Source organism: Coleofasciculaceae cyanobacterium (assembly GCA_036703275.1).
Classification (GTDB): domain Bacteria; phylum Cyanobacteriota; class Cyanobacteriia; order Cyanobacteriales; family Xenococcaceae; genus Waterburya.
This window is the reverse complement of record DATNPK010000110.1, coordinates 1-24,525: the sequence shown is the minus strand read 5'-3', so window position 1 is coordinate 24,525 and position 24,525 is coordinate 1. Positions and strand designations below refer to the sequence as shown.

Annotated in this window: 20 protein-coding genes; 12 read left to right on the top strand and 8 right to left on the bottom strand. The window is 39.9% G+C overall.

Annotated features, from left to right (window positions below; translation table 11 throughout):
* Window positions 1–1,077, top strand: a complete 1,077-nt coding sequence (locus tag V6C71_24625; protein HEY9771641.1) for an acyl-CoA dehydrogenase family protein — start codon at window positions 1–3, stop codon at window positions 1,075–1,077.
* 105 nt (window positions 1,078–1,182) lie between these two features.
* Here V6C71_24625 and V6C71_24620 read toward each other — a convergent pair whose 3' ends face one another.
* Window positions 1,183–2,823 carry an iron uptake porin gene (locus V6C71_24620; GenBank protein HEY9771640.1) on the bottom strand — a complete coding sequence of 547 codons (1,641 nt, stop codon included), beginning with the start codon at window positions 2,821–2,823 and terminating at the stop codon, window positions 1,183–1,185.
* A 217-nt stretch (window positions 2,824–3,040) separates the two neighbouring features.
* Window positions 3,041–4,513 carry a leucyl aminopeptidase gene (locus tag V6C71_24615; protein ID HEY9771639.1) on the bottom strand — a complete coding sequence of 491 codons (1,473 nt, stop codon included), beginning with the start codon at window positions 4,511–4,513 and terminating at the stop codon, window positions 3,041–3,043.
* Between the two features lie 260 nt (window positions 4,514–4,773).
* On the opposite strand from V6C71_24615, the gene V6C71_24610 reads away from it, so the two are divergent.
* Window positions 4,774–5,571: a pentapeptide repeat-containing protein gene (locus tag V6C71_24610; GenBank protein HEY9771638.1), complete on the top strand. Its 798-nt coding sequence runs from the start codon at window positions 4,774–4,776 to the stop codon at window positions 5,569–5,571.
* A gap of 113 nt (window positions 5,572–5,684) precedes the next feature.
* Here the strand turns inward: V6C71_24610 and aroH are convergent, their stop codons facing one another.
* The 4 genes from aroH to V6C71_24590 form a co-directional block, all read right to left on the bottom strand.
* Window positions 5,685–6,080 (bottom strand): chorismate mutase, encoded by a 396-nt coding sequence (gene aroH / locus V6C71_24605; GenBank protein ID HEY9771637.1) that lies wholly within the window; start codon window positions 6,078–6,080, stop codon window positions 5,685–5,687.
* Between the two features lie 140 nt (window positions 6,081–6,220).
* Window positions 6,221–7,045, bottom strand: a complete 825-nt coding sequence (sppA, locus tag V6C71_24600; GenBank protein ID HEY9771636.1) for a signal peptide peptidase SppA — start codon at window positions 7,043–7,045, stop codon at window positions 6,221–6,223.
* Window positions 7,046–7,309: 264 nt separating this feature from the next.
* Window positions 7,310–10,594, bottom strand: coding sequence for an efflux RND transporter permease subunit (locus tag V6C71_24595; GenBank protein ID HEY9771635.1), 3,285 nt, complete (start codon window positions 10,592–10,594; stop codon window positions 7,310–7,312).
* Between the two features lie 102 nt (window positions 10,595–10,696).
* Window positions 10,697–12,031 (bottom strand): efflux RND transporter periplasmic adaptor subunit, encoded by a 1,335-nt coding sequence (locus tag V6C71_24590; GenBank protein ID HEY9771634.1) that lies wholly within the window; start codon window positions 12,029–12,031, stop codon window positions 10,697–10,699.
* 102 nt (window positions 12,032–12,133) lie between these two features.
* Between V6C71_24590 and V6C71_24585 the strand changes: the two genes are divergently transcribed.
* Together V6C71_24585 and V6C71_24580 are read left to right on the top strand one after the other, a co-directional pair.
* Entirely contained in the window at window positions 12,134–12,541 is a 408-nt protein-coding gene (locus tag V6C71_24585) for a helix-turn-helix domain-containing protein (GenBank protein ID HEY9771633.1), read from the top strand.
* 48 nt (window positions 12,542–12,589) lie between these two features.
* Window positions 12,590–13,756, top strand: coding sequence for an LptF/LptG family permease (locus tag V6C71_24580; protein HEY9771632.1), 1,167 nt, complete (start codon window positions 12,590–12,592; stop codon window positions 13,754–13,756).
* Window positions 13,757–13,968: 212 nt separating this feature from the next.
* On the opposite strand, the gene V6C71_24575 is transcribed toward V6C71_24580, so the two are convergent.
* Window positions 13,969–14,943 (bottom strand): LysR family transcriptional regulator, encoded by a 975-nt coding sequence (locus tag V6C71_24575; protein ID HEY9771631.1) that lies wholly within the window; start codon window positions 14,941–14,943, stop codon window positions 13,969–13,971.
* 190 nt (window positions 14,944–15,133) lie between these two features.
* Between V6C71_24575 and V6C71_24570 the strand changes: the two genes are divergently transcribed.
* Both V6C71_24570 and V6C71_24565 read left to right on the top strand, forming a co-directional pair.
* Window positions 15,134–15,850 (top strand): NnrU family protein, encoded by a 717-nt coding sequence (locus V6C71_24570; GenBank protein ID HEY9771630.1) that lies wholly within the window; start codon window positions 15,134–15,136, stop codon window positions 15,848–15,850.
* Between the two features lie 101 nt (window positions 15,851–15,951).
* Entirely contained in the window at window positions 15,952–16,296 is a 345-nt protein-coding gene (locus V6C71_24565) for a thioredoxin family protein (protein ID HEY9771629.1), read from the top strand.
* On the opposite strand, the gene V6C71_24560 is transcribed toward V6C71_24565, so the two are convergent.
* A complete protein-coding gene (locus tag V6C71_24560; GenBank protein ID HEY9771628.1) occupies window positions 16,297–16,713 on the bottom strand; it encodes a hypothetical protein in 417 nt (138 codons plus the stop codon). It abuts the gene before it with no gap.
* Between the two features lie 927 nt (window positions 16,714–17,640).
* Between V6C71_24560 and dut the strand changes: the two genes are divergently transcribed.
* From dut to eboC, 6 genes are all read left to right on the top strand, one after another.
* Complete coding sequence (gene dut, locus V6C71_24555) at window positions 17,641–18,075, top strand: dUTP diphosphatase (protein HEY9771627.1); 435 nt, start codon at window positions 17,641–17,643, stop codon at window positions 18,073–18,075.
* Between the two features lie 321 nt (window positions 18,076–18,396).
* Window positions 18,397–19,671 carry a glycosyltransferase family 1 protein gene (locus V6C71_24550; GenBank protein HEY9771626.1) on the top strand — a complete coding sequence of 425 codons (1,275 nt, stop codon included), beginning with the start codon at window positions 18,397–18,399 and terminating at the stop codon, window positions 19,669–19,671.
* 167 nt (window positions 19,672–19,838) lie between these two features.
* Entirely contained in the window at window positions 19,839–21,578 is a 1,740-nt protein-coding gene (locus V6C71_24545) for a cation:proton antiporter (protein ID HEY9771625.1), read from the top strand.
* A 166-nt stretch (window positions 21,579–21,744) separates the two neighbouring features.
* Window positions 21,745–22,488: an EboA family metabolite traffic protein gene (locus V6C71_24540; GenBank protein HEY9771624.1), complete on the top strand. Its 744-nt coding sequence runs from the start codon at window positions 21,745–21,747 to the stop codon at window positions 22,486–22,488.
* Between the two features lie 220 nt (window positions 22,489–22,708).
* Window positions 22,709–23,635: a TatD family hydrolase gene (locus V6C71_24535; protein HEY9771623.1), complete on the top strand. Its 927-nt coding sequence runs from the start codon at window positions 22,709–22,711 to the stop codon at window positions 23,633–23,635.
* A 100-nt stretch (window positions 23,636–23,735) separates the two neighbouring features.
* Window positions 23,736–24,525: UbiA-like protein EboC (eboC, locus tag V6C71_24530; GenBank protein HEY9771622.1), on the top strand; the 790-nt coding region annotated here is incomplete at its 3' end.

The window sequence follows — 24,525 nt, the reverse complement described above, 5'->3', positions numbered from 1 at the left end:
ATGAAAAGTGAGATTGAGCAAATTAAGTCTTTTTTACAAGATCAGATTGTTCCTTTAGCTAATAAAATAGATCGTCAGCCTGAAATTTTAAAGTTAGCCTTGCAGAAAATGGGCGATCGCTCTTGGTTGGCTTTAAAAGTTGCTCCAGAATTGGGCGGAACAGGCTTGAGCGAACCAAACTATCATCGTTTACAAATTACGATGGCAAGGGCTTCTGGTGCTTTAACTTTTTTGCAAACTCAACATCAAAGTGCTGTAGCTAAGCTCGCACAAAGCGAGAATCAGTCTTTACAGCCAGAATTTTTCCCTGACGTAGCCAAGGGTAAAACTCTAGTAGGAGTAGGGTTTTCTCATCTGCGCCGTTGCGGTGTGCCAATGATGCAGGCAAGCGAAACAGCAGGAGGATATCTTTTAACGGGGAAAGTTCCCTGGATCACTGGTTATGATTTTTTTGACCAGTTTATTATCGGGGCAACCTTACCCGACGGCAGAGAGCTTTATGGAATAATGCCTCTGCAAAATCAAGCATCAAAATTGGCAGGTGAAATCAAGCTCAGCAAACCAATGAAGCTAATTGCCATGGCTGCGAGCAATACCGTTAGTGCCACAATCAAGCAGTGGTTTTTACCGAGCGATCGCGTAGTAACTATTAACCCAGCAGGAGCAATTCACCACAGTAGTCGTCGCAATATCCTCAATCATGGTTTTTTTGCCTTGGGTTGCGCTTACGGGGGTCTAGATATTATTAAGGCTATAGCCGAGAAGAAACAATTACAGTTTTTACAAGAGTCTTGGCAATCTCTCGATCGGGAGGTAGTACAACAAGAAAATAAGGCGATCGCTTCCCTATTAAACAACCAGACTTATCCCCAGCGGTTACAGCTTCGTGCTGCGATGATTGATTTGGCTCAACGCTGTAGTCTAGCTGCAGTAATTGCCTCTGGTGGCGCAGCTAATTATCTTAACTCTAGTGCAGGACGAATTTATCGTGAAGCTTTACTATTTAGTGTTTCTGGGCAAACTACTGATGTTATGAAAGCCAGCTTAAACAACTTGTTGCGATCGAGCTTAAGCTAACTTGATGTTTAATAAAGGTTTAAAAGTCAAAAAGACCCTAGTTAGCTACATAACTATGGTCTTCAAAATTAGCGTTCAACTCAATGGCACTTAATCGTTTTAATCTTAGAAAGTAAAGGTAGTTCTTAGAACACCAATTAAAGCATCTTCATCATCTTCGTTGCCGTTAGGAGCAATTAGATAAACTACACCAGGGGTAATCGAGATGTTGTCATTAAACTGATATTTGTATAAACCTTCGAGATGAATCGGCAGATCGTCCTCGTTTCCATTATAAGGCTCTACGCCCCCAAAAATAGCAGCTAAGTTACCTTCTTTACCAAGATCTGGGAATGATAGTCCTGCACCATAAGACCAAATTTCTGCTTCTCCCACTCCAGAAGTAGGCTGTGCATCCATATACATGCCAAAAGCGTTTAAAGCAATTCTGTCATTAAGTTGAAAAGCTGCTTCTACGCCGTAAGAATTAGTTGCTGTTTTAGTATCATCGCCGAAAGGTACATTTGCATTAGCAGTACCTACCCCTAAGTCGAACACGCCATTTGTGCCAATAAATTCACCATCACCACCATCTATTAGAGTATTCCCAAATTGACCCAGAACATAAGTACCGGCTAATTGTAATTTATCATCTAATAGGCTGAGAGTAACTTGACCAAGTGCAGAGTATTCTTCATTGAATAAACCACCATCTTCCTCGGCAACAGGGTTGAAAGAATCACCGCCGAAGTAACCAGCACTAACGGTAATAAAGTCAGTAGGCTTAAAGTTAAAACCAACACCACCACCAGCAGCCAAACCTATTTTATAGATGGGACTAGATTCAGCAAAACTAGACAAAGATCCAGTAGCGCCAGTAAACGAGTCCAAATAGGGACTTAAAGATGGAACAAAGTCAACCCAGAGTGGGAAGGCTGCGGGCAAATAAACGTCAATTTTTTCACCGATAGGGAAGTAGTAAGCTAACCAGCCAATTTCTATATTATTACTATTATCCAAAGTTTGATAAGTTAACGTACCAGTGTCAAGCTCAACAGGATCTCCATTAGCGTCTTCTGTTTGAAAACCATAAGTAGCGTTAGAGGCATCAAGACGAGTATACAGAGAATCTTCCCCAAAGAAACTGGAAACAAAAGACAGACGCACCCTATCTTGGAAAACTACTTCGTTTAAATCAGAGTTGTTAAACTCGTTACTGATGCCAAAGACCGCTTCACCTTGTAATTTTGTAGTAGTAGAGAAAGCATTATCTTCTAGTGCTGCCGTACGGCTTTCAATTTCATCAACTCTGCCACCTAATGTAGCTAATTCTGCTTCAAATTCTTGGCTGAGACGAGTTATTGTCTCTAGATCTTCAGCACCGACAGAACCTTGTGAGGCGATTAAACGCTCAATTTGATTTAAACAAGAGTTTAAGCCCGCGGCAAATTCATAACGAGTTAGAGGCTGACTACCACGATAAGTTTGGTTAGGAAAACCAGCGATACAGCCATAACGGTCAACTAGGCTACGTAGTGCTTCATAAGCCCAATCTGTGGGAGAAACATCTCGCAGCTGATTGACGTTAGTTACTTGATTACTGGGGTTGGTTTTACCTTCTTGACTATAATTATCAATTTGGTTGAGTAGCTCGGTGTTGCTGTCTACGCCTAAAACTGACTGAGCAGAAGCTGACAATTGAGAACCCAACACCAAACCAATGATTGCTGGACAAGCCAGTAACAAGTTACGGATTAATTTAGACATTTTCCTCACACCTTAAAACAGAAATTCAATCGCACAATAAGTGCGATCGCGCCAATCTTAACTTTTGATTAACATTAAGCGCAATAACCAAATTAACAACGATATCGCATTTTTTATGTATTATAAGATACATTTTTTCCATACCGTCAGCAGTTACTAAAGTTGCTAATATTCAACTTATAGCTGTATTACAAGACTTCCAATACAGATATTAAATCTAATTACTTACCCAGTTAACCAGGGTTCTAACCGGAAAGCCAGTCGCTCCTTTGTTGTTAACTCCGCTAGAAGAATCTGTCCAAACTGGGCCAGCAACATCTAGGTGCATCCAAGGAGTTTCTTTGATAAACTGCTTCAAAAATAGTGCAGCTGTAATTGAACCACCAGCACGAGGACCAGTGTTTTTCATATCGGCAATTTGAGACTTCAAGCCTTCAAAATACTTCTCTTCGATCGGTAACTGCCAAAACTTTTCTCCTGCTAATTTAGCAGCGGTTTTCATCTCTTCTGTCAGAGCGTCATCAGTACTCCATAGCCCAGCAATATCATTACCCAGAGCTACAATACAAGCACCCGTCAAAGTGGCAAGATCGACGATCGCATCTACCTCTAGCTTTTCGGCATATACTAAGGCATCTGCCAAGGTTAGTCTACCCTCAGCATCAGTGTTGTTGACTTCAATCGTTTTACCGTTACAGGCTTTCAGCACGTCACCAGGGTGCATTGCCTTGCCGCTAATCATATTTTCAGTGGCTGCACAAATGAAGTGAACCTCAACGTCTGGCTTGAGCTGAGCGATCGCTTTGGCTGCGCCAAGAGTAGCTGCACCGCCGCCCATATCCATTTTCATGGTTTCAATACCGCTGCCGCTAGGCTTAAGATTCAGACCACCAGAGTCAAAGGTAACGCTTTTACCTACAATAGCCACCTTTCGCTTGGCTGTACCTTGAGGTTTGTAGATTAGGTGAATAAACTTCGGTGGAATCTCCGAAGCCTGACCTACACCGAGATAAGCACCCATGCCCTGCTCGAACTTAGCGCAGTCTTCTTGTTCTAAAATTTTAACTTCTAGACCGTATTCTTGAGCTAGCTGCTGTGCTGTTTCTGCCATGGTTACGGGAGTAACTTGATTAGCAGGGGCATTAACTAATTCTCTAGCAAAAATAACTCCAGAGGCTATTGTCTGAGCTTTGGCAATTGCTGATTCTTGTCCCGCTAAACCAATTAAATCAATAGTCTCTAGTTTTGGTTCTTTAGATTCTGGTTCAGACTTAAAGCGATTATCTTCGTGGAGAGCTAAAATAATTGCTTCCGTGATTGCTTGAGCTGCTTCTGAGGCAGGTTCTGAGCTTTCGGGCAAGCTAATACCCAAAGTTTTCTCTTTCTTTGCCAAACGAGCGATCGCTGCTGCGGCACTGCGCCAGCTATCTATAGTTAAATCGCTTGTCTTGCCCAAGCCAACTAAAGCAATTTTGCGTACGGGATTTTTGCCGCCAACACGACTAACTGCACTAGTACCAGATTTACCTTCAAATTCCTCATCGGCAATCAATTCAGAAATTGTTCCAGTTAATTTTTCATCTAATTTGGCCAAGTCTCCTGACAACTCAGTTTCGCCTTCTGAAATACCAACGGCAAGTAAGTCGCCTGTCCAATCTAATAATGCTGTATTGGTTGCTTTGATCTGCATCCTCTTTTAATCAATCCTTTGTGTGAAGTAACTATATTTCAGTTTATCTATATAGCGATAGACTCTACAACAAGATGTTGTATTGTCCAATTAAAATTCAACCCACAATATTAATCTGGAAAATTTTCAAATCAAGGTGTATTTACTGTTGCTTGGCTTTTTTACCTCAGACTACAATCTAAACACACGCCTTGTATTTAAGCAGCTTTGGTAGTGCGATCGCAATTATCTTAATACTCAAGCGACATTTTTAGGTAATAGTGAAACCCTCTTCAACCTATAATAATTCCCCAGCATCAAAACCTAGTGAGAAAAAGCCCCTCGGTCAGCTTTTAAACGAAGCTGGTTTAATTTCAGCCAAACAAATAGAAATTGCTTTACAAGAGCAAGTCGAAATTCCCCAGATGAAAATTGGTGAAATTTTGGTCTTGCGGGGTTGGCTTAAACAAAAAACTGCCGATTTTTTTGTGGAGCAATGGGAGCAACTTTTGCAGCAAGAGCAAAAGCATCTCTTGGTGTATTATTTTCGACAAGCTGCATTACTTAATGACAATCAAATTAAGCTTATTTTGGAGCAGCGTAATAATTCACAAACAGCTAGATTTCACCATATAGCTGTCCAAAAAGGCTTGATCGATCAACAAACCGTTGACTTCTTTATCAAAAATTTGCTCTCCCCTAGCAAGAGTCAAAAATCTTCAGATCTAGTTTCTTTTGCCACTGCCTACAAAATCTTGCAAAACTATATTCGAGGCGAAACTAATTTTCAAAGATCTGAGCTGAAAAAAATTAAGCTTAATCATGTTACTCTTAGAGTCAACCTTGATAGTTATAACTTAACTAGGGCAAAATTAAAGCAGGCCAATCTCAGCAATTCATCTCTAAGGCTGGTTAATTTAACGGGTGCTAATTTAGAAGGGTCTAACTTTAGAAAAGCCATTCTTAGAGAAGCTGACTTAAGACACGGCTATCTAGTTAATGTTTGTTTTGCAGACGTAGATTTACGTAGCATTAAATTACAGGGAGCGAATCTAACAGGTGCTTTTTATGATCGCTAGACTTGTTTCGATTCAGAATTCGAGCCGATTAAAATAGGAATGGAATTGATTTAAAATGGCTTGTTGTAAAAGAGGCTTCAAATTTTTTGGCAGTTAAATATGAAGCTGTTAATTTAGACTAGGCGTTGACTAGACATTTGAATGTCCAAGTCTGGGCGAAGTGACTGTGCCTGATGTAAATAACGATGGATCATTGCCGATTGCGGCAGCGAAGTATTAACCTGAATCAAAATTCTAATGCAGCGTGGTAAACTTCCCTTAACATCCATTTGCTGTAGATCGATCAGAGGAACATAATTCCAGCCAAGGCGTTTTCTGGCAGCAGCAGCGGGAAACACGGCATCAAGATCGGCAGTGACGGTAAAAATTACGCAAACTAGATCGTCAGGCTGGAATAAATTGTACGTCTCCAGTTCGTCTAATAGTTCCTTAACAGCGCTTGCCATAGCGACCTCCGTATTTTCAGTCACGGTCGTTGCTCCACGAATGCCTCTTACTTTCCACTCCACTGTTTCTTCTCCCTTAATTAAGTTTTTCTATCTTGTGATTCAACACCATATTATTATTAATAAACAATAAACAATTAATAATTGTTTTAACTTAAAATTGGCGAGTAAATTTTACCAGCCAATTTCCGACTCGCTAATTTTTAAGGACGATATAACCACAACGGCAAACCGCTAGTCGCCAGGTCAAACTGTACCGAATCAATTGCTAAACCGATACCAGTTTTACTTTGACTCCTACCAGGAATAAAGCGGTTGATGAATGGTTTTGGTTCTTCAATATTAAAATATTCGGCTTTATCAGGGTCTAATCCTGCTAATTCTGCTGCCCAACGACGAGCATCTTCCTCTGTGCCTAAGCGATCCACCAGACCTAATGCTAGAGCTTGTTCTCCAGTAAATACTCGACCATCAGCAAAGGTTCTAACCGTATCTTGATCTAGACTCCGACCCTTGGCAACGGTAGCGACAAATTGACCATAACTAACATCAATTAACTGCTGTAAGATACGCTCTTCTTCCTCTGTCAACTCACGGTCAAAGGCCAAAATATCCTTATAAGGTCCAGACTTGACTACTTTAAAAGAAACACCAACTTTTTCTAATAGTCGTTCTAAATTGTTCCCCCGCAAGATCACGCCAATACTGCCTGTAATCGTTCCAGGATTGGAAACAATGTGCTTGGCACCGACACCAATGTAAACACCACCCGAAGCTGAAATGTTACCAAAGCTAGCAACTACCTTCACATTTTTATCTGACTGTAGCCTTTGCAAAGCAGCAAAAATTTCTTGAGAATCTGCTACCGTACCCCCAGGGGAATCTATGCGCAACAGTAGAGCGGGAAACTTCTTTTCTTCAATAGTTTTAAACGCTTTTAAAACTTGTTTGCGAGTCTCTGAAGCGATCGCACCAGTAATTTCGATTCGCGCAATTTGTTTTTTAGTTTTGTTAAACGGCCAAATCATTAAATAATATCTGCTGTATATAGTCAGGAATAATTGCTAATTAGAGGTCTTACATTTGTCTCATTTGTATCAACTGTAACTTACCTCTCGTTGAATTTTAACCGATCGCGATCGGCATATTATTATAAACTGATTCGAGCAAAGTACTAAAAAAGTACTAAAACTGTATTTTATGGCTTAACTAAAAGTCCCTACTGAATAGGTTAATCGGTACGGACTTTTGCTATTTAAACTACTAATGTCTGTATTTGGCAATCTTGCTATCTAAGGATTTTGACCTGAACTATCTAGCTTGTAGTTGCTTGTCAGTTTCACTTCGGAATTTTCTTTGGCTGGCACACGACTATTATGGGAATCGTTTGTCTTGCCATTGTTTCCCGAACCGCCTGAGCCTTTATTCGTTAGGGATTGAAGGCTTTTAATCATGATGTAAAGAGAGGGAACTAGAAATAGAGAAAGAACTGTAGCAAACAGCATTCCCCCAAAAACCGCCGTTCCCAGTGACCAACGACTAGATGCACCTGCACCAGTAGCGACAACCAAGGGATAAAAACCAATCAAACTGGAGATGGCAGTCATTAAGATAGGACGAAAACGTTCTTGTCCTGCTTTAATTGCTGCCTTAACAGTATTTAGTCCCTGTTCTTTTAATTGGTTAGCATATTCCACAATCAGAATCGCGTTTTTGCTAGCCAATCCAATCAACATTACTAAGCCCACCTGAACGTAAACATCGTTGTTGATAATCGGCCAAATACTGCCAGCTTGAAAAATATTTGCCCGTACCCAAATAGCGGCGATCGCTCCTAACACCGCCAAAGGCACGGTGAGAATAATAATCAATGGATCTACATAGCTTTCGTATTGAGCAGCTAAAACTAGGAATGCCATTAATAAGCCCAGACCAAAGATCAACACTGACTGTCCACCAGCCGATTTTTCTTCCAAGGCTGTACCAGTCCATTCATAACCCATACTAGCCGGTAAGATTTCCGCTGCTACCTCTTCCATTACCTGAATTGCTTGTCCTGTACTAAAGCCAGGCGCGGGAGAACCTTGAATGTTAATTGAGCGGAAGAGATTGTAATGGGTAATGGTTTGAGGTCCAGTAAATTCTTGAAGCTCGACGAGAGTGCCTAATGATACTAGCTGACCGTTAGCAGAGCTGACATAGAGTTTATTGATATCCTGGGGATTAGCACGAAAATCGCTGTCTGCCTGAACATAAACCCGATATTGTCTTTGTTCGAGGACAAAATCATTAACGTATCTTGAGCCTAAATAAGATTGTAGAGTATCAAAAATATCGTCAACATTAATTCCCAAAGCTTTAGCGCGATCGCGATTTACTGCCACCTCGATTTGAGGAGTATTAGCAGCAAATTGGGTAAAAACGTTGGCAAGTTCTGGTCTTTGGGCAGCAGCAGCAATCACTTGGTTGGCATTCTCTACCAGCACTGAGATCGGTAAGCCACGACGATCCTGTAGTTGAAATTCAAAGCCACCAAAGCTACTTAAACCCCTTACAGGGGGAGCATTAACCGCTAACGCCCTTGCTCCTGTAATACTTTGAAAAGAAGCGTTAAGACGACCTAAAATTGAATACACTGATTGTTCCGTGCCCGATCTTTCCTCCCAGGGCTTAAGTTTAGTAAAAGCAAAACCACGATTACTGCCGTTACCGTCAAAACCAAAACCACTCAGGGCAAAATAACTTTCGATATCTTCTATCTCACTTAGTTTCCCCCCTATTTGTTCCATTATGTCCTGGGTATAGTTTAGGGATACACCCTCGGGTGCTTGGACAATGGTAAAGAAATAACCTTGGTCTTCTTCAGGAATAAAACCTGTCGGAATTAAGTTATACAAAAAGTAAGTAAACAAAATCAACGCAACAAAGGCAGCTAAAACAAAAGGACGAACAAATTTTTTGGTCAAGAAAGTAATTGCTTGGGTATATTTATCCGTAATCCAGCTAAATCCTTGATTGAATTTATTAAAAAACTTACCTAAGATATTTCTATTTCTGTTTGGGTTGGTCGGACGTAGTAAAAGACCTGCCATCGCAGGAGTAAAAGAGAGGGCGTTAAAAGTAGAAAGGGCGATCGCAAAAACAATTGTCAAGGAAAATTGTTGAAAAATTACTCCCGTTGAGCCTGGAAAGAAAGACACAGGGATAAACACCGCAGCCAAAACTAAAGATGTCGCAATTACTGCCCCTGTTAATTCGTTCATGGTGTCTATAGCAGCTAGACGAGGCTTCATTCCCCGTTCAACCTTAGTAGCGATCGCTTCTACAACCACAATGGCATCATCTACTACTACCCCTGTTGATAAGACCATCGCAAACAGAGTCAGAGTATTAATCTGAAACCCGAAGACATTTAGAAAAGCAAACGCCCCAATCAAAGACACGGGAATAGCGATCGCAGGTATCAGGGTAGTTCGCCAGTCTTGTAAAAAGATAAATAGAATTAAAACTACTAGCAAAACTGCCAGCATCAGAGTTTTTACCACTTCTTCTAAAGATACCTGTACGAATTCGGTAGCATCTAAAGCAATTTGGTAATTCATCCCTGGAGGAAATGTCTGAGATAGTTCCGCGATCGTTGTTTTAATTGCCGTACCAACCTCTAAAGCGTTACTTCCAGGTAGCTGAAACACCCCCATTCCCACAGCAGGTTTGCCTTTAAACTTGGCTGAGGTATCATAATTTTCTGCTCCTAATTCAGCACGACCAACATCTTTGAGTTTAATTAAATTACCACTTTCTCCTGTAGCAACTACCAGATTTTCAAATTCTTCGGCGCTAGCTAATCTACTAGCAGCACGGAGAGTAAACTCAAACCTTTGATCGTCAGCAGCAGGCTGTTGACCAATTTTACCTGCACCTACTTGAATATTTTGCTCTTCTAGGGAATCGACTACATCCTCTGCACCGAGATTACGGGCTGCCAAAGCGTCAGGATCGAGCCAGAGACGCATAGCATATTTTCGCTCACCAAAAATAACTGCTTGTCCTACCCCTTCAATTCTTTTAACCTGATCGAGTAAATAAAGATCGAGATAGTTACTCAAAAACAGGTCGTCATATTCTCCATTTTCAGCAAAAAAAGCAATCCCCATCAACAAGTCTGGGGAAGATTTTTGTACTGTTACACCAGTTTGTTGGACAGCCGATGGCAACTGAGGTTCAGATAGAGCAACTCGGTTTTGCACATTAACCTGAGCAATATCACGATCTGTCTCTGGAGGAAAAGAAACAGCAATATTGGTGACACCATCATTACTAGTATTGGAGGAGATATAACTCATATTCTCCACCCCATTAATTTCTCTTTCGATGACGCTAGTAACGTTCGTTTCCGCAGTTTCCGCATCTGCGCCAATATAAGCAGAGGTCACTTCTACCTGGATCGGTGCAATTTGTGGTAGCTGAGATATAGGCAACATGGGGATACTTATCGCCCCAACCAGCACTGTAATAGCAGCGCACACCGTCGTTAATACAGGTCTTTTAATAAAGGTATCGGCGATACTCAGAATCATAATTGGTTCAAGGATTAAAGTTTAGGAATTGATAATTGCTAATTACTGATCTGCCTAACAACATTTTTAGATGTTGACTATTAGTTGACTATTAACTGATTACTAAATTTCCTGACTAGTCACGGTTTCTGATTTAGGATTGATGGGTATATCGTCAGCTAGGTTAAGAATGCCAGAGGTAATTAAGCGATCGCCAGATTTTAAACCAGAAATAACTTGATAAGATTGACCTTGAATCGCACCTAATTCCACAGGTTTTTGTTTGGCAACTAAAGCAGTTTTACCGTTTTTTTGTTTGGTTTCTTCGGCTACAAAGACAAAGCTTTTACCGGCAATACGGGATACGGCTTCGGTAGGAATCAAAACCCCTGGCTGTTCTGACCAAATAATTCTAGCTCTAGCGAAGCTATCGTCTCTTAGTCTGCCGTTATTGTTAATCGCTGCTTTGACTAAAATTGCTTGGCTATTGCGATCTGCTCTGGGAGAAATAAAGCTAATGCTACCTTTCGAGAGTGCTTTTCCCTGAGTATCGATAATTTCAACGGGTAAACCTATTTTTAAATTAGAAGCCTGTTCTAAAGGTACGCTAATATTAAGCTCCAAAGCATCATCTTGGATAATGCTGGTTACTTCCTGCCCAATTTCCAGATAATCACCAATTTTGGGCTGAATATTGCCCACCACTCCATCTATAGGAGCAGTAAGACGATTGAAATCTAGGTTATCGGTAGCAATACCTACTCTGGCTTCCGATTGTTGTAGAGCCGCCTGTTCTCCAGCGATCGCCGATCTGGCTGAATTAACTCTTGCTTGACTAGCACTAAGAGTTTTTTGACTAGAATTTAAAGCTGCTTTCAGGGCATCTGTTTGTGCCTGGGCTGCGTTTAAATCTCTGGTGCTGTTGTCTAAATTTTGCTGTGATTGCGCTCCCTGCTTCACCAAAAATTTGACTCTTTCTAGATTAGTTTTGGCTAGTTGTAATTCTGCTTCTTGTTCTCTTAAATCTGCTTGACTTTGTTGTACTGTTGCTTGGGCGCTGGCTACTTCTGCCTCTACTGCCTTTGATTCTGCTTCGGCGTTGCTCACATTAGCTCGTTGAATATTAACTTCAGACTGGGCTGCATCTACTTCTCCCTGTTCTCTATTTAGCTGAAGTTCTAAAATTAAGTCGCCTTTTTTTACCGTGTCTCCCTCTTCTACAGCAATTTCTAAAACTCTGCCGTCAACTCTGGGGGCAAGAGCAACTCTTTGTTTTGCTTCTAAATTACCGACAAACTCAGAACTAGATTGGACACTGGTTCTATTTAAATCTGTAACTTCTACAGCAACCGCGGGAGGAGGAGCTTGGGCTTCTGGCTGCTTTCCACAACCAGCTAGAACCAAGAACAGTAAATATAAACTAATGGTTTTATTAGTAAGCAGACTATTACGCGTCATAACAATATTAATTAATAAATTAAGGTTCCGCCCTTGGCTTATAATATGGCGCAGATGGACTCTTTTTTACAAGTAGGCACTCTTTAGTATAATAGTTACCTTATGGTTCCCAAAAATGAACATGAACCCTTACTCAATAAGAACTGCCCGACACGTCAAGTAATCAACATTGTTGGTGATAAATGGACATTACCAGTCCTATATGTTTTGAAACAAGGTAGCAAACGGTATAGCGAACTACAGCGAGAAATTCCCGGGATTTCCAAAAAGATGCTGACTCAAACGTTGAGAAGGCTAGAGTCAGACAAAATATTAAAGCGTAAAGTTTATCCTGTCATCCCTCCCAAGACGGAGTACAATTTAACCGCTTTTGGTACTAAGTTAATTGAACCCCTGAAAGTTTTAGCAGATTGGGCGGAAGAACACCAACAAGAATTACAGCAAATATGCGATCGCCGCAATCAAAATTCGCTAACAAATACTTTAAAATCAAAAAGCTCTAAAAAATAGCAGAATTGAGCTTAGGCTACGGCTAAGTTTTTCCTCCCAACTATACTCATGAAAATTGCCGCCTTAAAACCACTAGATCGAAATAGTATCGGTTTGTCCGTGATGGATCTCTACATCATCAGGGAACTAATCCTGCCGTTTTTATTTGGTATGGGCATATTTACTTCTTTGGGCTTATCAATCGGTGCCGTATTTGAACTAATCCGTCAGGTGACAGATTCAGGATTATTCTGGGGTGTGGCTGCCAAAGTTTTGTTACTGAGAATGCCAGAGTTTATTGTATTTGCCTTTCCCATGTCAATTTTGTTGGCGACACTAATGGCCTATAGTCGCCTTTCTAGTGATAGTGAACTAATTGCCCTGCGGAGTATTGGGGTCAATATGTATCGTTTAATTATGCCAGCGATCGCCTTTAGCTTGTGTATTGTAGCAATTACTTTTTGGTTTAATAACTTTGTAGCTCCCGCAGCTAGCTATCAGGCTTCAGTAACCTTGAAAGAAGCATTAGGCACAACCAGACCCGATTTTGAAACCCAAAATATTCTGTTTCCTGAGTATGAAGATATAGAAACCGAAGATGGTAATACCAAAGAGGTGTTAACCCGCTTGTTTTATGCCGAGGAATTTGATGGTGAGCAAATGAAAAACCTGACAGTATTAGATCGTTCTCGGAGATCTGTTAGCCAAATTGTCGTAGCGCGATCGGCCCAGTGGAATGTTTTAGAGAACATTTGGGATTTTTACGACGGAACTATTTATTTAGTGGGAATCAATGGAAGCTACAACAACATAGTTCGCTTCCAGCATCAACAGTTAGCACTCCCGCAAACTGCTTTAGACCTTACCCAGAAAAATAAAAAAACTAATGAAATGAACATTTTTGAAGCGCGAAAATATCTTAACGTCATTAGACATAGCGCAGACGAACAAAGAATTCGTAAATGGCAGGTGCGGATTCAAGAGAAAATTGCGCTTCCATTTGCTTGTTTGGTATTTGCTCTAATTGGTGCGGTTTTGGGTGTTCAACCCCAAGACTCTGGTAAGGCAACTAGTTTTGGGATTTGTATTGGACTTATTTTTGGCTATTATCTTTTATCGTTTATCTCTCAATCTTTAGGCATTTCAGGAGTTGTTACTCCTTGGCTGGCTGCCTGGTTGCCAAATTTTATCGGTTTGGGCGCAGCGAGTGGACTATTAGCTAAGGCGACTAATTAATAGTTCGGTGCGAAGCAAATTGTTGAAAAGTCAAAAGCGATCGCATTTTTAATTCTTCAGTCGAATTTGGTGAGCATCAAGATCGTCTATCGTCTGAAGACTGAAACTGTTTAACTACGCACAACAACATCTTGGGTCTATAGCGATCTCTGGCGAAAAATAGCGTTATTTGCTGATTGTACTAATGAATTTCGGGGCAAATCGCCTAATCTTTAGCTAATCTCTACGGTGTTCTTATACAGACTCTCAAGGTGTTTAAATTCTTCTTTGGTAGAAAACTTGGGTAAAATTTCCTTACTAAATGCTTCTGCTGCTTTAGAGCAATAGCGATTTGGATTAACAATTACTGCTAAAGTTCTTCCTATATCAACCTCTTTAATTTTGGCGCGATGCAATATTCCCATCTCCAACTCTTTTTCGATCGCCGTGGTTGAGACAAAAGCAGCCCCTAAACCAGACTGCACTGCGTTTTTAATTGCCTCAATAGAATTTAGCTCCATTTCAATCTTTAATCGCTTGGGGTCAATTTCGTAGCGGCTCAAAACTTTATCAATTACCTTACGAATTGTAGATTGAGAGTCTAAGGTAATAAACTTTAGCTTATACAAATCTTCTTTTTGGATGACACTTTCCTGCGCCAACGTATGATTGGGAGGCAAGATTAAAGCTAGTTCATCATCAGCATAAGGAATAATGTTAAGTACATCCTGCAATTCTGTAGGAACTTCTCCCCCAATAATTGCTAGATCTACCTGTCCATTGGCTACCGCCCAAGAAGTACGACGTGTTGAGTGTACCTGAAGCTGTACCGATACATCAGAATACTTTTCGCGGAACAAACCAATCATCCGGGGAATTAAATATGTTCCTGTAGTTTGAGATGCGCCGACAATTAGAGTCCCACCCTGGAGATTCTGCAAATCTTCGATCGCCCGACAGGTTTCTTGACATAATGAGATTACTCTCTCACCATAGCTTAATAATAAATGCCCTGCTTCGGTTAACTGCGCTCTACGTCCACCACGGTCAAACAAAGGTACATTTAACTGCTTTTCCAAATTTTGTACTTGTAGGCTGACGGCGGGTTGAGACACATAGAGACTGTCCGCAGCCCGCTTAAAGCTTCCTTCTGTGGAAATTGCCTTAAGTATACGAAGTTGATCCAATGTAAAAGGAATATCAGACATAAAATTCCAGTAACGATTTTATCAAAAAAGTTAGTTATCAGAGTGTTATTTAAACGTATTATTAATAGTGCTTAATCTTTAATAATTTTCGTGTTCTTTATTTGCACAGTATCACGATTGGGGTACGCAATTAATTTTTAATTATTGTTATTATCATAAGTGATTAATAATACCTATATTTAAGATCTCGATGACAGAAGTTAGCTGGTTAACCAATAGCCACTGGATCATGGTGAGTTTATTGTTGGGATTTGCCATTGCTCATAGTGGTTTGGCTGCATTACGTTCGTGGGCAGAAGCTAAGATCGGAGCAAGATTATATCGAGTAATCTTTGCTTTAGTAAGCATTCCTTTTGCGACTATTTTAATTATCTACTTTTTTAATCACCGTTATGATGGGCTGCAATTATGGCAGGTGCAAGGAGTGCCAGGCGTTAAAACTACTGTCTGGGTGTTATCAGCTATTTCCTTTATCTTCCTTTATCCAGCAACCTTTAACCTATTAGAGATTGCTGCGGTGCAAAAACCTCAAGTATATCTATTTGAAACAGGGATTATTCGCATTACTCGTCATCCACAAATGGTAGGACAAGTGATTTGGTGTATTGCGCACACTCTCTGGCTGGGGACAACCTTTACCTTGGTTACATCACTCGGATTAATTGCCCATCATTTATTTGCCGTCTGGCATGGCGATCGCCGCTTAAGTCAAAGATATGGCGAAGCTTTCGAGAAAGTTAAGGCACGCACCTCAATTATTCCCTTTTTAGCGATCGCTGATGGTCGTCAAACAATTAAGTGGCAAGAATATTTACGCCCTGCTTATTTGGGAATAGCTGCTTTTGTCATGTTGTTTTGGTGGGCGCATCCTTGGCTAATGCAGATGACTTCAAGAGTATACTGGTGAAGTTTTGACGATATTGTTTAATATAGCCTTTTCAGATGATCCCGATTAGATGTAGCATAGCTCAAAGTATCTAAAGTAGATTAAAAGGCGTTTATATTTATATGATATCCGCAGTCAATGAAGCCAATTTTCAAATAGAGGTATTAGAAGCATCCCGCCCAGTATTGGTACATTTTTGGAGTCCCTGGTGTGGTTTATGTCGATTAATTAACCCTATGTTGGAAACACTTCAGTCAGATAACAATGAACCGATTAAATTGGTTTCAATCCATGCTGACGACAATTTTAAACTAACTAACTATTATTGTCTTAGAAATTTACCAACAATCATGCTATTTCATGATGGCAAACTGATTCAGAAACTAGATAACTTTAATAGTCGCGATCGCCTTCAACTTGCTTTAGAAAGACTGATGAGTAATACCCCAACTCTTTTTACTAGCTAGTTAATCAAATAATTCAAATACCTGACGACAAAACAGCTTTAATTGCTTTTCTGCGTCTTGCGCTGGTTGGCATTGACCAACACATTGCCAACTGTCTATGGTTGAAAATTTCCAAGCCTGACCTACATGACTAAAACCACAGGTTTCTACGCCGATGAATTTTTCCGCCTCTTCGGTAGGATCTTTGTAAAAACGAATTTGCACTAAAATACTGTTACTTTGGTAGCGTCTACTCCAGCCTGGAAAATGAAATCCAATATCAATCGAGTCGGGATCGACTAGCTCACGGGTATCAGGGTCGTTTTGCCATGGTTTAAGATCGGCTTTGGCATCAGGAAATTGTGTTTTAAACAAAGTAACGACAGAGGCGATTTTAGTGGCAATATCTAAACCTTTGGCTCTTTCCGATGCGTTCATGTGTCTCCTTTCGCTAATCTTTATTTAAACACTTTAAACATTGGCGTTGCTGATTTGAAGTATGAAACCTAACAGCGTGGTTAGATATGCTCTTAAGCTCAGAGCATCTCCCACGCTCAAAGTAATCTGTTCGTAGCTATCAGCTATCGGCTATCAGCTATTAGCTATTAGCTTTTTAATTAATTTGCTTAGTTGTAAGAATCATATAATCATCCCTTCATTTAGCAACGCCTAAACATTTAGTGCAAGAACAAATCAGCTTTACTGTATATATTGATCGAATTCATTCGATATATGTAAATATCTGACAGTATATTTTGAGAATAATTTTTCAGCCAAAAACTCATTTTATTAATTAAAAGTAATAAAAGATTTAGTAGTGGAGCGATCTGTCTGAGATCTTACTCTCGAAAAAGTCCCCTAAAGGATATGACCCGTGCATGATTAGCTCCTTACGTCCTAAAGGACGACGCGAAGCTAGTCTATCACGGATAAGCTTCGAGACCGAAGGGCGGAGTGCGGTTTATCCGTGAATCCGCGATTGGCAAATGCTTACTTCATACCGCTCCGAGACCGAAGAGAATCTTTTAGGGCTTTAGCATACCGCTTCGCGTCCTAAAGGATTAGAAGTTCGCGTCACACGTAGTTAGTGCTAAAGCATACCGCTCCGCATATCCTTTAGGGCATATCGCACAGATGAAGACGATATGAACACAGATGATTGATTTGCCTGCCAACCATGCCTCAATACTTCTCGGTTAACAATTGCGCTCGGTAAATCTCAGCAAAGCGTAATAAGTCCTAAAGGATAAGCTACGCAAATAATGAGTAATAATTACCTACTACCTACTAGCTACTACCTACTATCTTCGAGCCAATCACCTCAATTGTCTTAAGCTAATCTTGTACGGCTATATATACGCAACTATGGAAATCAAAATTTTAAAACTAAATCAATCTGCGATTATTCCTGACTACGCTCATTCAGAAGATGCAGGATTAGACTTGTTTGCTATTGAAGAGACAGAGATCCTACCAGGAGAAACTCAGCTAATTAATACTGGTATTGCGATCGCTCTTCCTCTTGGTATAGAAGCGCAAATACGTCCCCGTAGTGGACTGGCATTAAAACATTCAGTTACTGTTTTAAATTCGCCTGGCACAATTGATGCTGGATACCGTGGTGAAATTGGGATTATTTTAATTAATCATGGAAAAAAATCATTTCAAATTGTTCCAGGAATGAAAATTGCTCAAATGGTAGTGGCTTCGATTATTCAGGCTAAAATAACAGTAGTAGACAAATTAGATAGCACCTCAAGGAACAACAAGGGTTTTGGATCTACGGGAACAATGAAGTAGCAATTATCAGATGAATTTGATTTTATTTACTGTCAATGTATTTGTTTTTGACTTAAAAATAGCTTTATTTTAGGTAACAAATCTTTAAACAGCATTGTACTGCTTTATTATTATTATTAATCTCGATTTTTTAAAGCTGTAAATTTATTTATTTAAACTATTTTTCAAATTTGTTAATAAATATTAAAAAAGTATTAAATTATACGGTGCAATTGCGACTAGAGATTTATAACTGAGGAAAGATGCAGTACTAGAAACATTAGAATAAAATATTCACAGACAAATAAATCTTAGTCTTTGATAAGTAAAAAAAACAAAATCATGTTACCCAAAAGTAGAGGAAAAATTGCTTTAATTTCTGTTCATGGAGACCCTGCTATCGATATTGGCAAAGAAGAAGCAGGAGGGCAGAATGTCTACGTTAGACAGGTAGGAGAAGCTTTAGCTCGTCAGGGTTGGCAAGTAGATATGTTTACTCGTCGCAGTGACGCTAATCAGGAAAAGATTGTAGAACATAGTCCTAATTGTCGGACAATTCGCTTAACGGCAGGACCTCAAAGGTTTGTTGCCAGACAAAAAATTTTTAATTACTTGCCAGAGTTCGTTAAAGCCTTTTTTGACTATCAGCATCAACAGAAAACAATATATCCTCTAATTCATAGCAATTACTGGCTTTCTGGATGGGTTGGAATGGAAATCAAAAAACTTCAAACCGTTCAACATTTGCATACATACCACTCATTAGGAGCAGTTAAGTATCGTTCGATTAATACTATTCCTTTAATTGCCAAAACACGTTTACGGGTAGAAAAAGAATGTTTAGAAACCGCAGACACGATCATTGCAACTTCCCCTCAAGAACAAGAACATATGCGATCGCTAGTATCCAAAAAGGGTAACGTTACGGTTATTCCTTGCGGGACAGATATCGACTGTTTTGGTAGTGTCGATCGCGCCGCGGGGAGAGCAAAGATCGGCGTAAGTCCCGAAACCAAGCTAGTCATGTATGCAGGGCGTTTTGATGAGCGCAAAGGAATTGAAACTCTAGTTAGAGCGATCGCCAAAGATGAGGTCAAACGCCACGAAAACCTCAAATTAAAGATTGTGGGAGGCAGTACTCCAGGAGAAAGTGATGGTATTGAAAAGAATCGTATTGCTAGTATTGTTAAAGAACTAAATATTGAAAAAATAACCGAATTTGTAGGTCGAGTTCAACACGAAGATTTAGCCTACTATTACGCTGCTGCTGATGTCTGCGTTGTTCCCAGCCATTATGAACCTTTTGGCTTAGTAGCAATTGAGGCTATGGCTTCACGCACTCCCGTAATCGCTGCTAACGTGGGAGGTTTAAAATTCTCTGTCGCAGATGGTAAAACAGGGTTGCTTGTGCCTCCTCAAGATGAGATAGCTTTTGCCAAAGCAATCGACTCTATTTTGTCTGATGAACAGTGGCATAAAGAGTTGGCAACAAACGCTAGAAATAGAGTTGAAGCTAAGTTTAGTTGGGATGGCGTTGCCAACCAATTAGATCAACAGTATATGTTTGCGTTAAATCAGCTGTGGCAAAAACTAGGGTTGTTCAAACCTGCGGTATAGTGGATTTGTTACTTAATCGTATTTTTTTTTAATTATTTAGCTGGATGGAGAGGTATTTCAATTTTGCCTCTCTGTTTTTTTGGTATTTTAAATTATTGCCGTTACAGTAAAATTTTTATCTTACTCGATACAATTATTTTTAAGCCAAAATACTAACAATTAATTACATGGCAGGAGCAAACCATACTTTCATCATCGATCTTACTACTGTGTTGGGAGCATCTGCATTAAGTGGTTATATCGCTCATCGTTTGCGCCAGCCTGTTCTACTGGGCTATCTTGTTTGTGGTTTAGTAATTGGTCCTTTTGGATTAGCACAGATCGCTCAAATCGAAGACATTAAAGCTTTAGCAGAAATTGGCGTTGCTTTTTTGCTTTTCGCTTTGGGAGTTGAATTTTCTCTGGCTGAACTTAAACGAGTTAAAAATATTGCGATCGCCGGCAGCATTTTACAGATTGGTTTGACGATTGCTCTAGTTGCAGTTTTGACAATCCTCTGGGGTTGGGTGGCAACTCCCGTTGAAGGTATTTTCATCGGTGCAGTTTTATCTCTTTCTTCTACAGCAGTTGTGTTAAAGACTCTTACTGAAAGAGGAGAAGTTAATACCGTCCATGGTCAAGTAATGTTAGCAATCTTAATTGCTCAAGATTTGGCCTTGGGATTAATGTTGGCAGTATTACCAGCACTAAATCAGCCAGATAATTTAGTTTTTGCCTTAACTGTAGCAATAATGAAGGCGGTGTTCTTTTTTGCTGGCGCGATCGCGGGAGGATATTGGGTTGTTCCTTATGTGATGTCCACCGTAGCCAAAACAGAGAACAGTGAATTATTTTTATTGACGGTTATTGCTCTATGTTTAGGCGTAGCATTAATTACTGCTAAATTGGGCTTATCTATAGAAATGGGTGCTTTTGTCGCAGGATTAACTATATCCGAAATTGATTATGCCGATCACGCTTTGGCCAAAATGATTCCCTTACGTGATACGTTTGCCTGCTTGTTTTTTGCTTCAATTGGGATGCTCATAAATCCGACTACTCTCTGGCAAAACTTTGGCGTAATCATTGGTTTAGTTGCTTTGGTAATGATTGGGAAAGCAGCTATTGTTCTGCCAATTATTTGGCAGTTTGGCTATTCTTTTAAAACCTCAATCATTAGTAGTTTAGGACTGAATCAAATTGGCGAATTTTCTTTTGTTTTGGCTGTCTTAGGCGAACAATTAGGATTTATTAATCAAGATCAATACGATCTATTAATTGGGACTACGGCGATTACTCTAGTATTAACTCCTATTGGCATGAGATTTTCACCAGAAATAGCTCAAAGGCTGGCAGCAGTGCCATATATTGCCAACTATTTAAGACAGCGACAACAGAATAAAAGTATCGACGTTCCTGCAACTCTTTGTAATCATGTTGTGGTGGCGGGTTACGGTAGAGTAGGACGAATCGTCGTCAGAGTATTGCGCAATCATGACTATCCAGTCTTAGTCATCGAAAATAGCGAGGCTGCAATTAGAAGTTTGCGACGAGAGAAAATTCCCTATATTTATGGCGATGCTGATGCAGAATTAGTTCTGGAAAAAGCATACTTAAATAAAGCTAAAGCGATCGCGATTGCGCTTCCCGATCCTTCTAGTTCTCGTATTTTGCTTCAGCAAGCTAAAAATTTTGCCCCTGGTATAGATATAGTAGCTCGTTCCCATAGCGATCGCGAAATCGATCTGTTGACTAAATTGGGTGCAACAGAGGTAGTTCAGCCAGAATTTGAGGCAGCTTTAGAAATGGGCAGGCAAATTCTTGATACTTTAGGAGAAGATCGAGAAAGAGTAAATTCATCAATACAAGAAATTCGTACAGATCGTTATCTTGGCATTAGAGACTTCTCTAAGCAGATAAGTAATTAAAAGCGTCGGTAAACAAACAACGATGTTGCTCTAAATAATCTACTTTATCTTTTTGTAAAAAAATAGTTGTTATACAAAAAGATTGCATAAAGATCGTAAAACTACGTGGCTGTTGTTAAAGAGACAAGGTTATATTTGTGGACAATATAGTACAGCTGTTTAAATTATGTTTATTGAGACGGATATTAAAATAAATAAAACAAAATCACTATTAATAAATTTACTAAAAAATAGGATTTCTGCTGACAATCAAACCTGGCTAAATCAAAAAATAGCCGAGTTGGCTAACGGTGCTTCAGAAAAAACTTTATTTACTTCATTTAGTGCTGTACCGCGTTATCTTGGTCAGGAAAAATTAAATTTATCATTAGAGGAGTTGCAGACAGTAGCAAAACTCGTTAGGGGCTGGAATCCCGCTAACTGGACTTTAGATCAGTTTGGTCGAACACTACTAATATTATCTTTTCCCTCAGAAAATGCAGCTAAATATGTAGCAACCCTAGACAAAATTATAGCAGCAGCAGATGTAGGGGAAGCGATCGCTTTTTATCAAAGTTTACCTTTATTGCCCCATCCTGAAAAATTTCAACTACGTGCTGCTGAAGGTATTCGTAGTAATATGACTTCAGTGTTTAATGCGGTGACTTTAAACAATCCCTACCCTGCTAAATATTTGGAGGAATTAGCCTGGAATCAGATGGTTCTCAAAGCTTTATTTGTTGGTAGTCCTCTACATCTTATTTACGGTTTAGAATTTCGTAACAACCAGCAATTATCCCAAATGCTAATTGACTATGCTTGTGAAAGATTGGCAGCAAATAGAACGGTTAGTCCTGAACTTTGGGAGTTGGTCATGCCTTTTAAATCTGAAGCTGTCGCTGAACTTAAATTAGGCTCTCAATTGCCTTAATTAGTTTAATTTAGTTTAATTTTGAGCGCGAGCACGAAAATGAATTTATTCTTTTAGAGCTGAAATTTCAACTAATACGCATTGTGCAAATTGAGATCACTTACATCTGTAATTAGTTAATTTAAGGTAAGAAAAACATATATCTAGATAAAGTACAACCTAGGCTTCAGGGCAATTTTTAATTCAGATTAGACCTTCATTATAAAAAATAACTAAACCAATGCAAAACAATAATATGATGCTGATAGACCCTCATATCCACATGACTGCTAGAACTACTGATGACTATCAAGCCATGGCGAAGGCGGGAATAGTAGCGATAATTGAACCAGCTTTCTGGTTAGGACAACCCCGCACTAGCGTCGATACTTATCAAGATTATCTAAGTTCTTTGGTTGGTTGGGAAAGATTCCGCGCTAGTCAATTTGGCATTAAACACTACTGCACGATTGGTTTGAATTCCAAAGAAGCCAACAACGAAGCTTTAGCAGAAGCGGTAATGCAAATCTTGCCTTTGTATGCTTGCAAAGAAGGGGTGGTAGCCATTGGTGAAATTGGTTATGACGATATGACTCCAGCAGAAGACAAGTATTTCCGCCTTCAGTTAGAGTTAGCTAAAGAATTAAATTTACCCGTAATGATCCACACACCCCATCGGGATAAAAAAGCGGGTACATCTGTCAGTATGGATGTCTGTTTAGAACATGGTTTAGATCCTTCTCAAGTAATCGTCGATCACAATAACGAAGAAACTGCCAAAGAAGTACTAGACAGAGGCTTTTGGGCTGGATTTACTATTTATCCCAACACTAAAATGGGCAACGAAAGAATGGTAGAAGTAGTGCGGACTTATGGTTGCGATCGCATTATTGTTGATAGTAGTGCCGATTGGGGAGTAAGCGATCCTTTAGCTGTACCTAAAACGGCTCAATTAATGGCACTAAGAGGAATTCCTGAAAACCAGATCAAAGCTGTTTGCTATCAAAATGCTCTGACTGCTTATGGTCAAAGTGGTCAAATTAAAGAAAGCGATTGGCTAAACTCAACTCCTATCGATCAACGTGAACTATACAGCGGCAATTCGGTACTTAGAGGACAACAGCCTCTAGTTGAATCAAATCCAGAAAAATCCATGGTTATTGCTTAGTTGGGGATTTTGACAGCATCTGGTCAGCCCTACAGGTTCAACCGCAACTGTCTCACTATTCGCCTTTACCAATTACTTTTCACTTTTTACTTAGTCCAAAATGTCCATAACAACGATTCAATCAGCTAAGTCCCAGTCTATCTGGGCTTATTTACAGTTAATGCGTCCTGCCAACATTACTACTGCTTGGGCAGATATCCTTTTAGGCTACGCGGCTGCTGGGGTTACGGTGGGAAACAGTCTAAATTTTACTACTCTTGGCTGGCTGATTCTATCTACTACAGGGCTTTATGGCGGAGGAGTTGTCTTTAACGATGTCTGCGATGCCCAGTTAGATCTAGTAGAACGTCCCGAACGACCAATCCCTAGTGGTAGAGCCTCTTTATCAATAGCGATCGCTTTATCGACTGGATTATTAGTTTTGGGTATTGTCGCTGCTGCGATGGTGTCTGACTTAAGTGCAGCTTTAGCAATAACTGTAGCCTTAACTGCCCTTTTGTACGACAAATGGGGTAAACATCACACAATTCTTGGTCCGGTTAATATGGGAATGTGTCGCGGGGGTAACTTGTTACTAGGAGTCAGCGCGTTTCCTGATGTAGTTGGCGATCGTTGGTATTTAGCCTTAATTCCGCTCTTTTACATTGCTGCAATTACTGCTATTTCACAGGGAGAAGTTTATGGAGGAAATAAAACTACGGGGATTGTGGCGATCACTTTTTTTAGTGTAGTTATCGGTAGCATTTTCAGTTTAGGCGTACTGCCAGAATATACCCTTTCAATCACTCTGCCTTTTTTAGCTTTATTTATAGTTTTAGTATTGCCTGCCTTTATTAAGGCTGCCGTTAAGCCCAGTCCTGAATTAATTCAAACGGCGGTTAAAGCAGGAG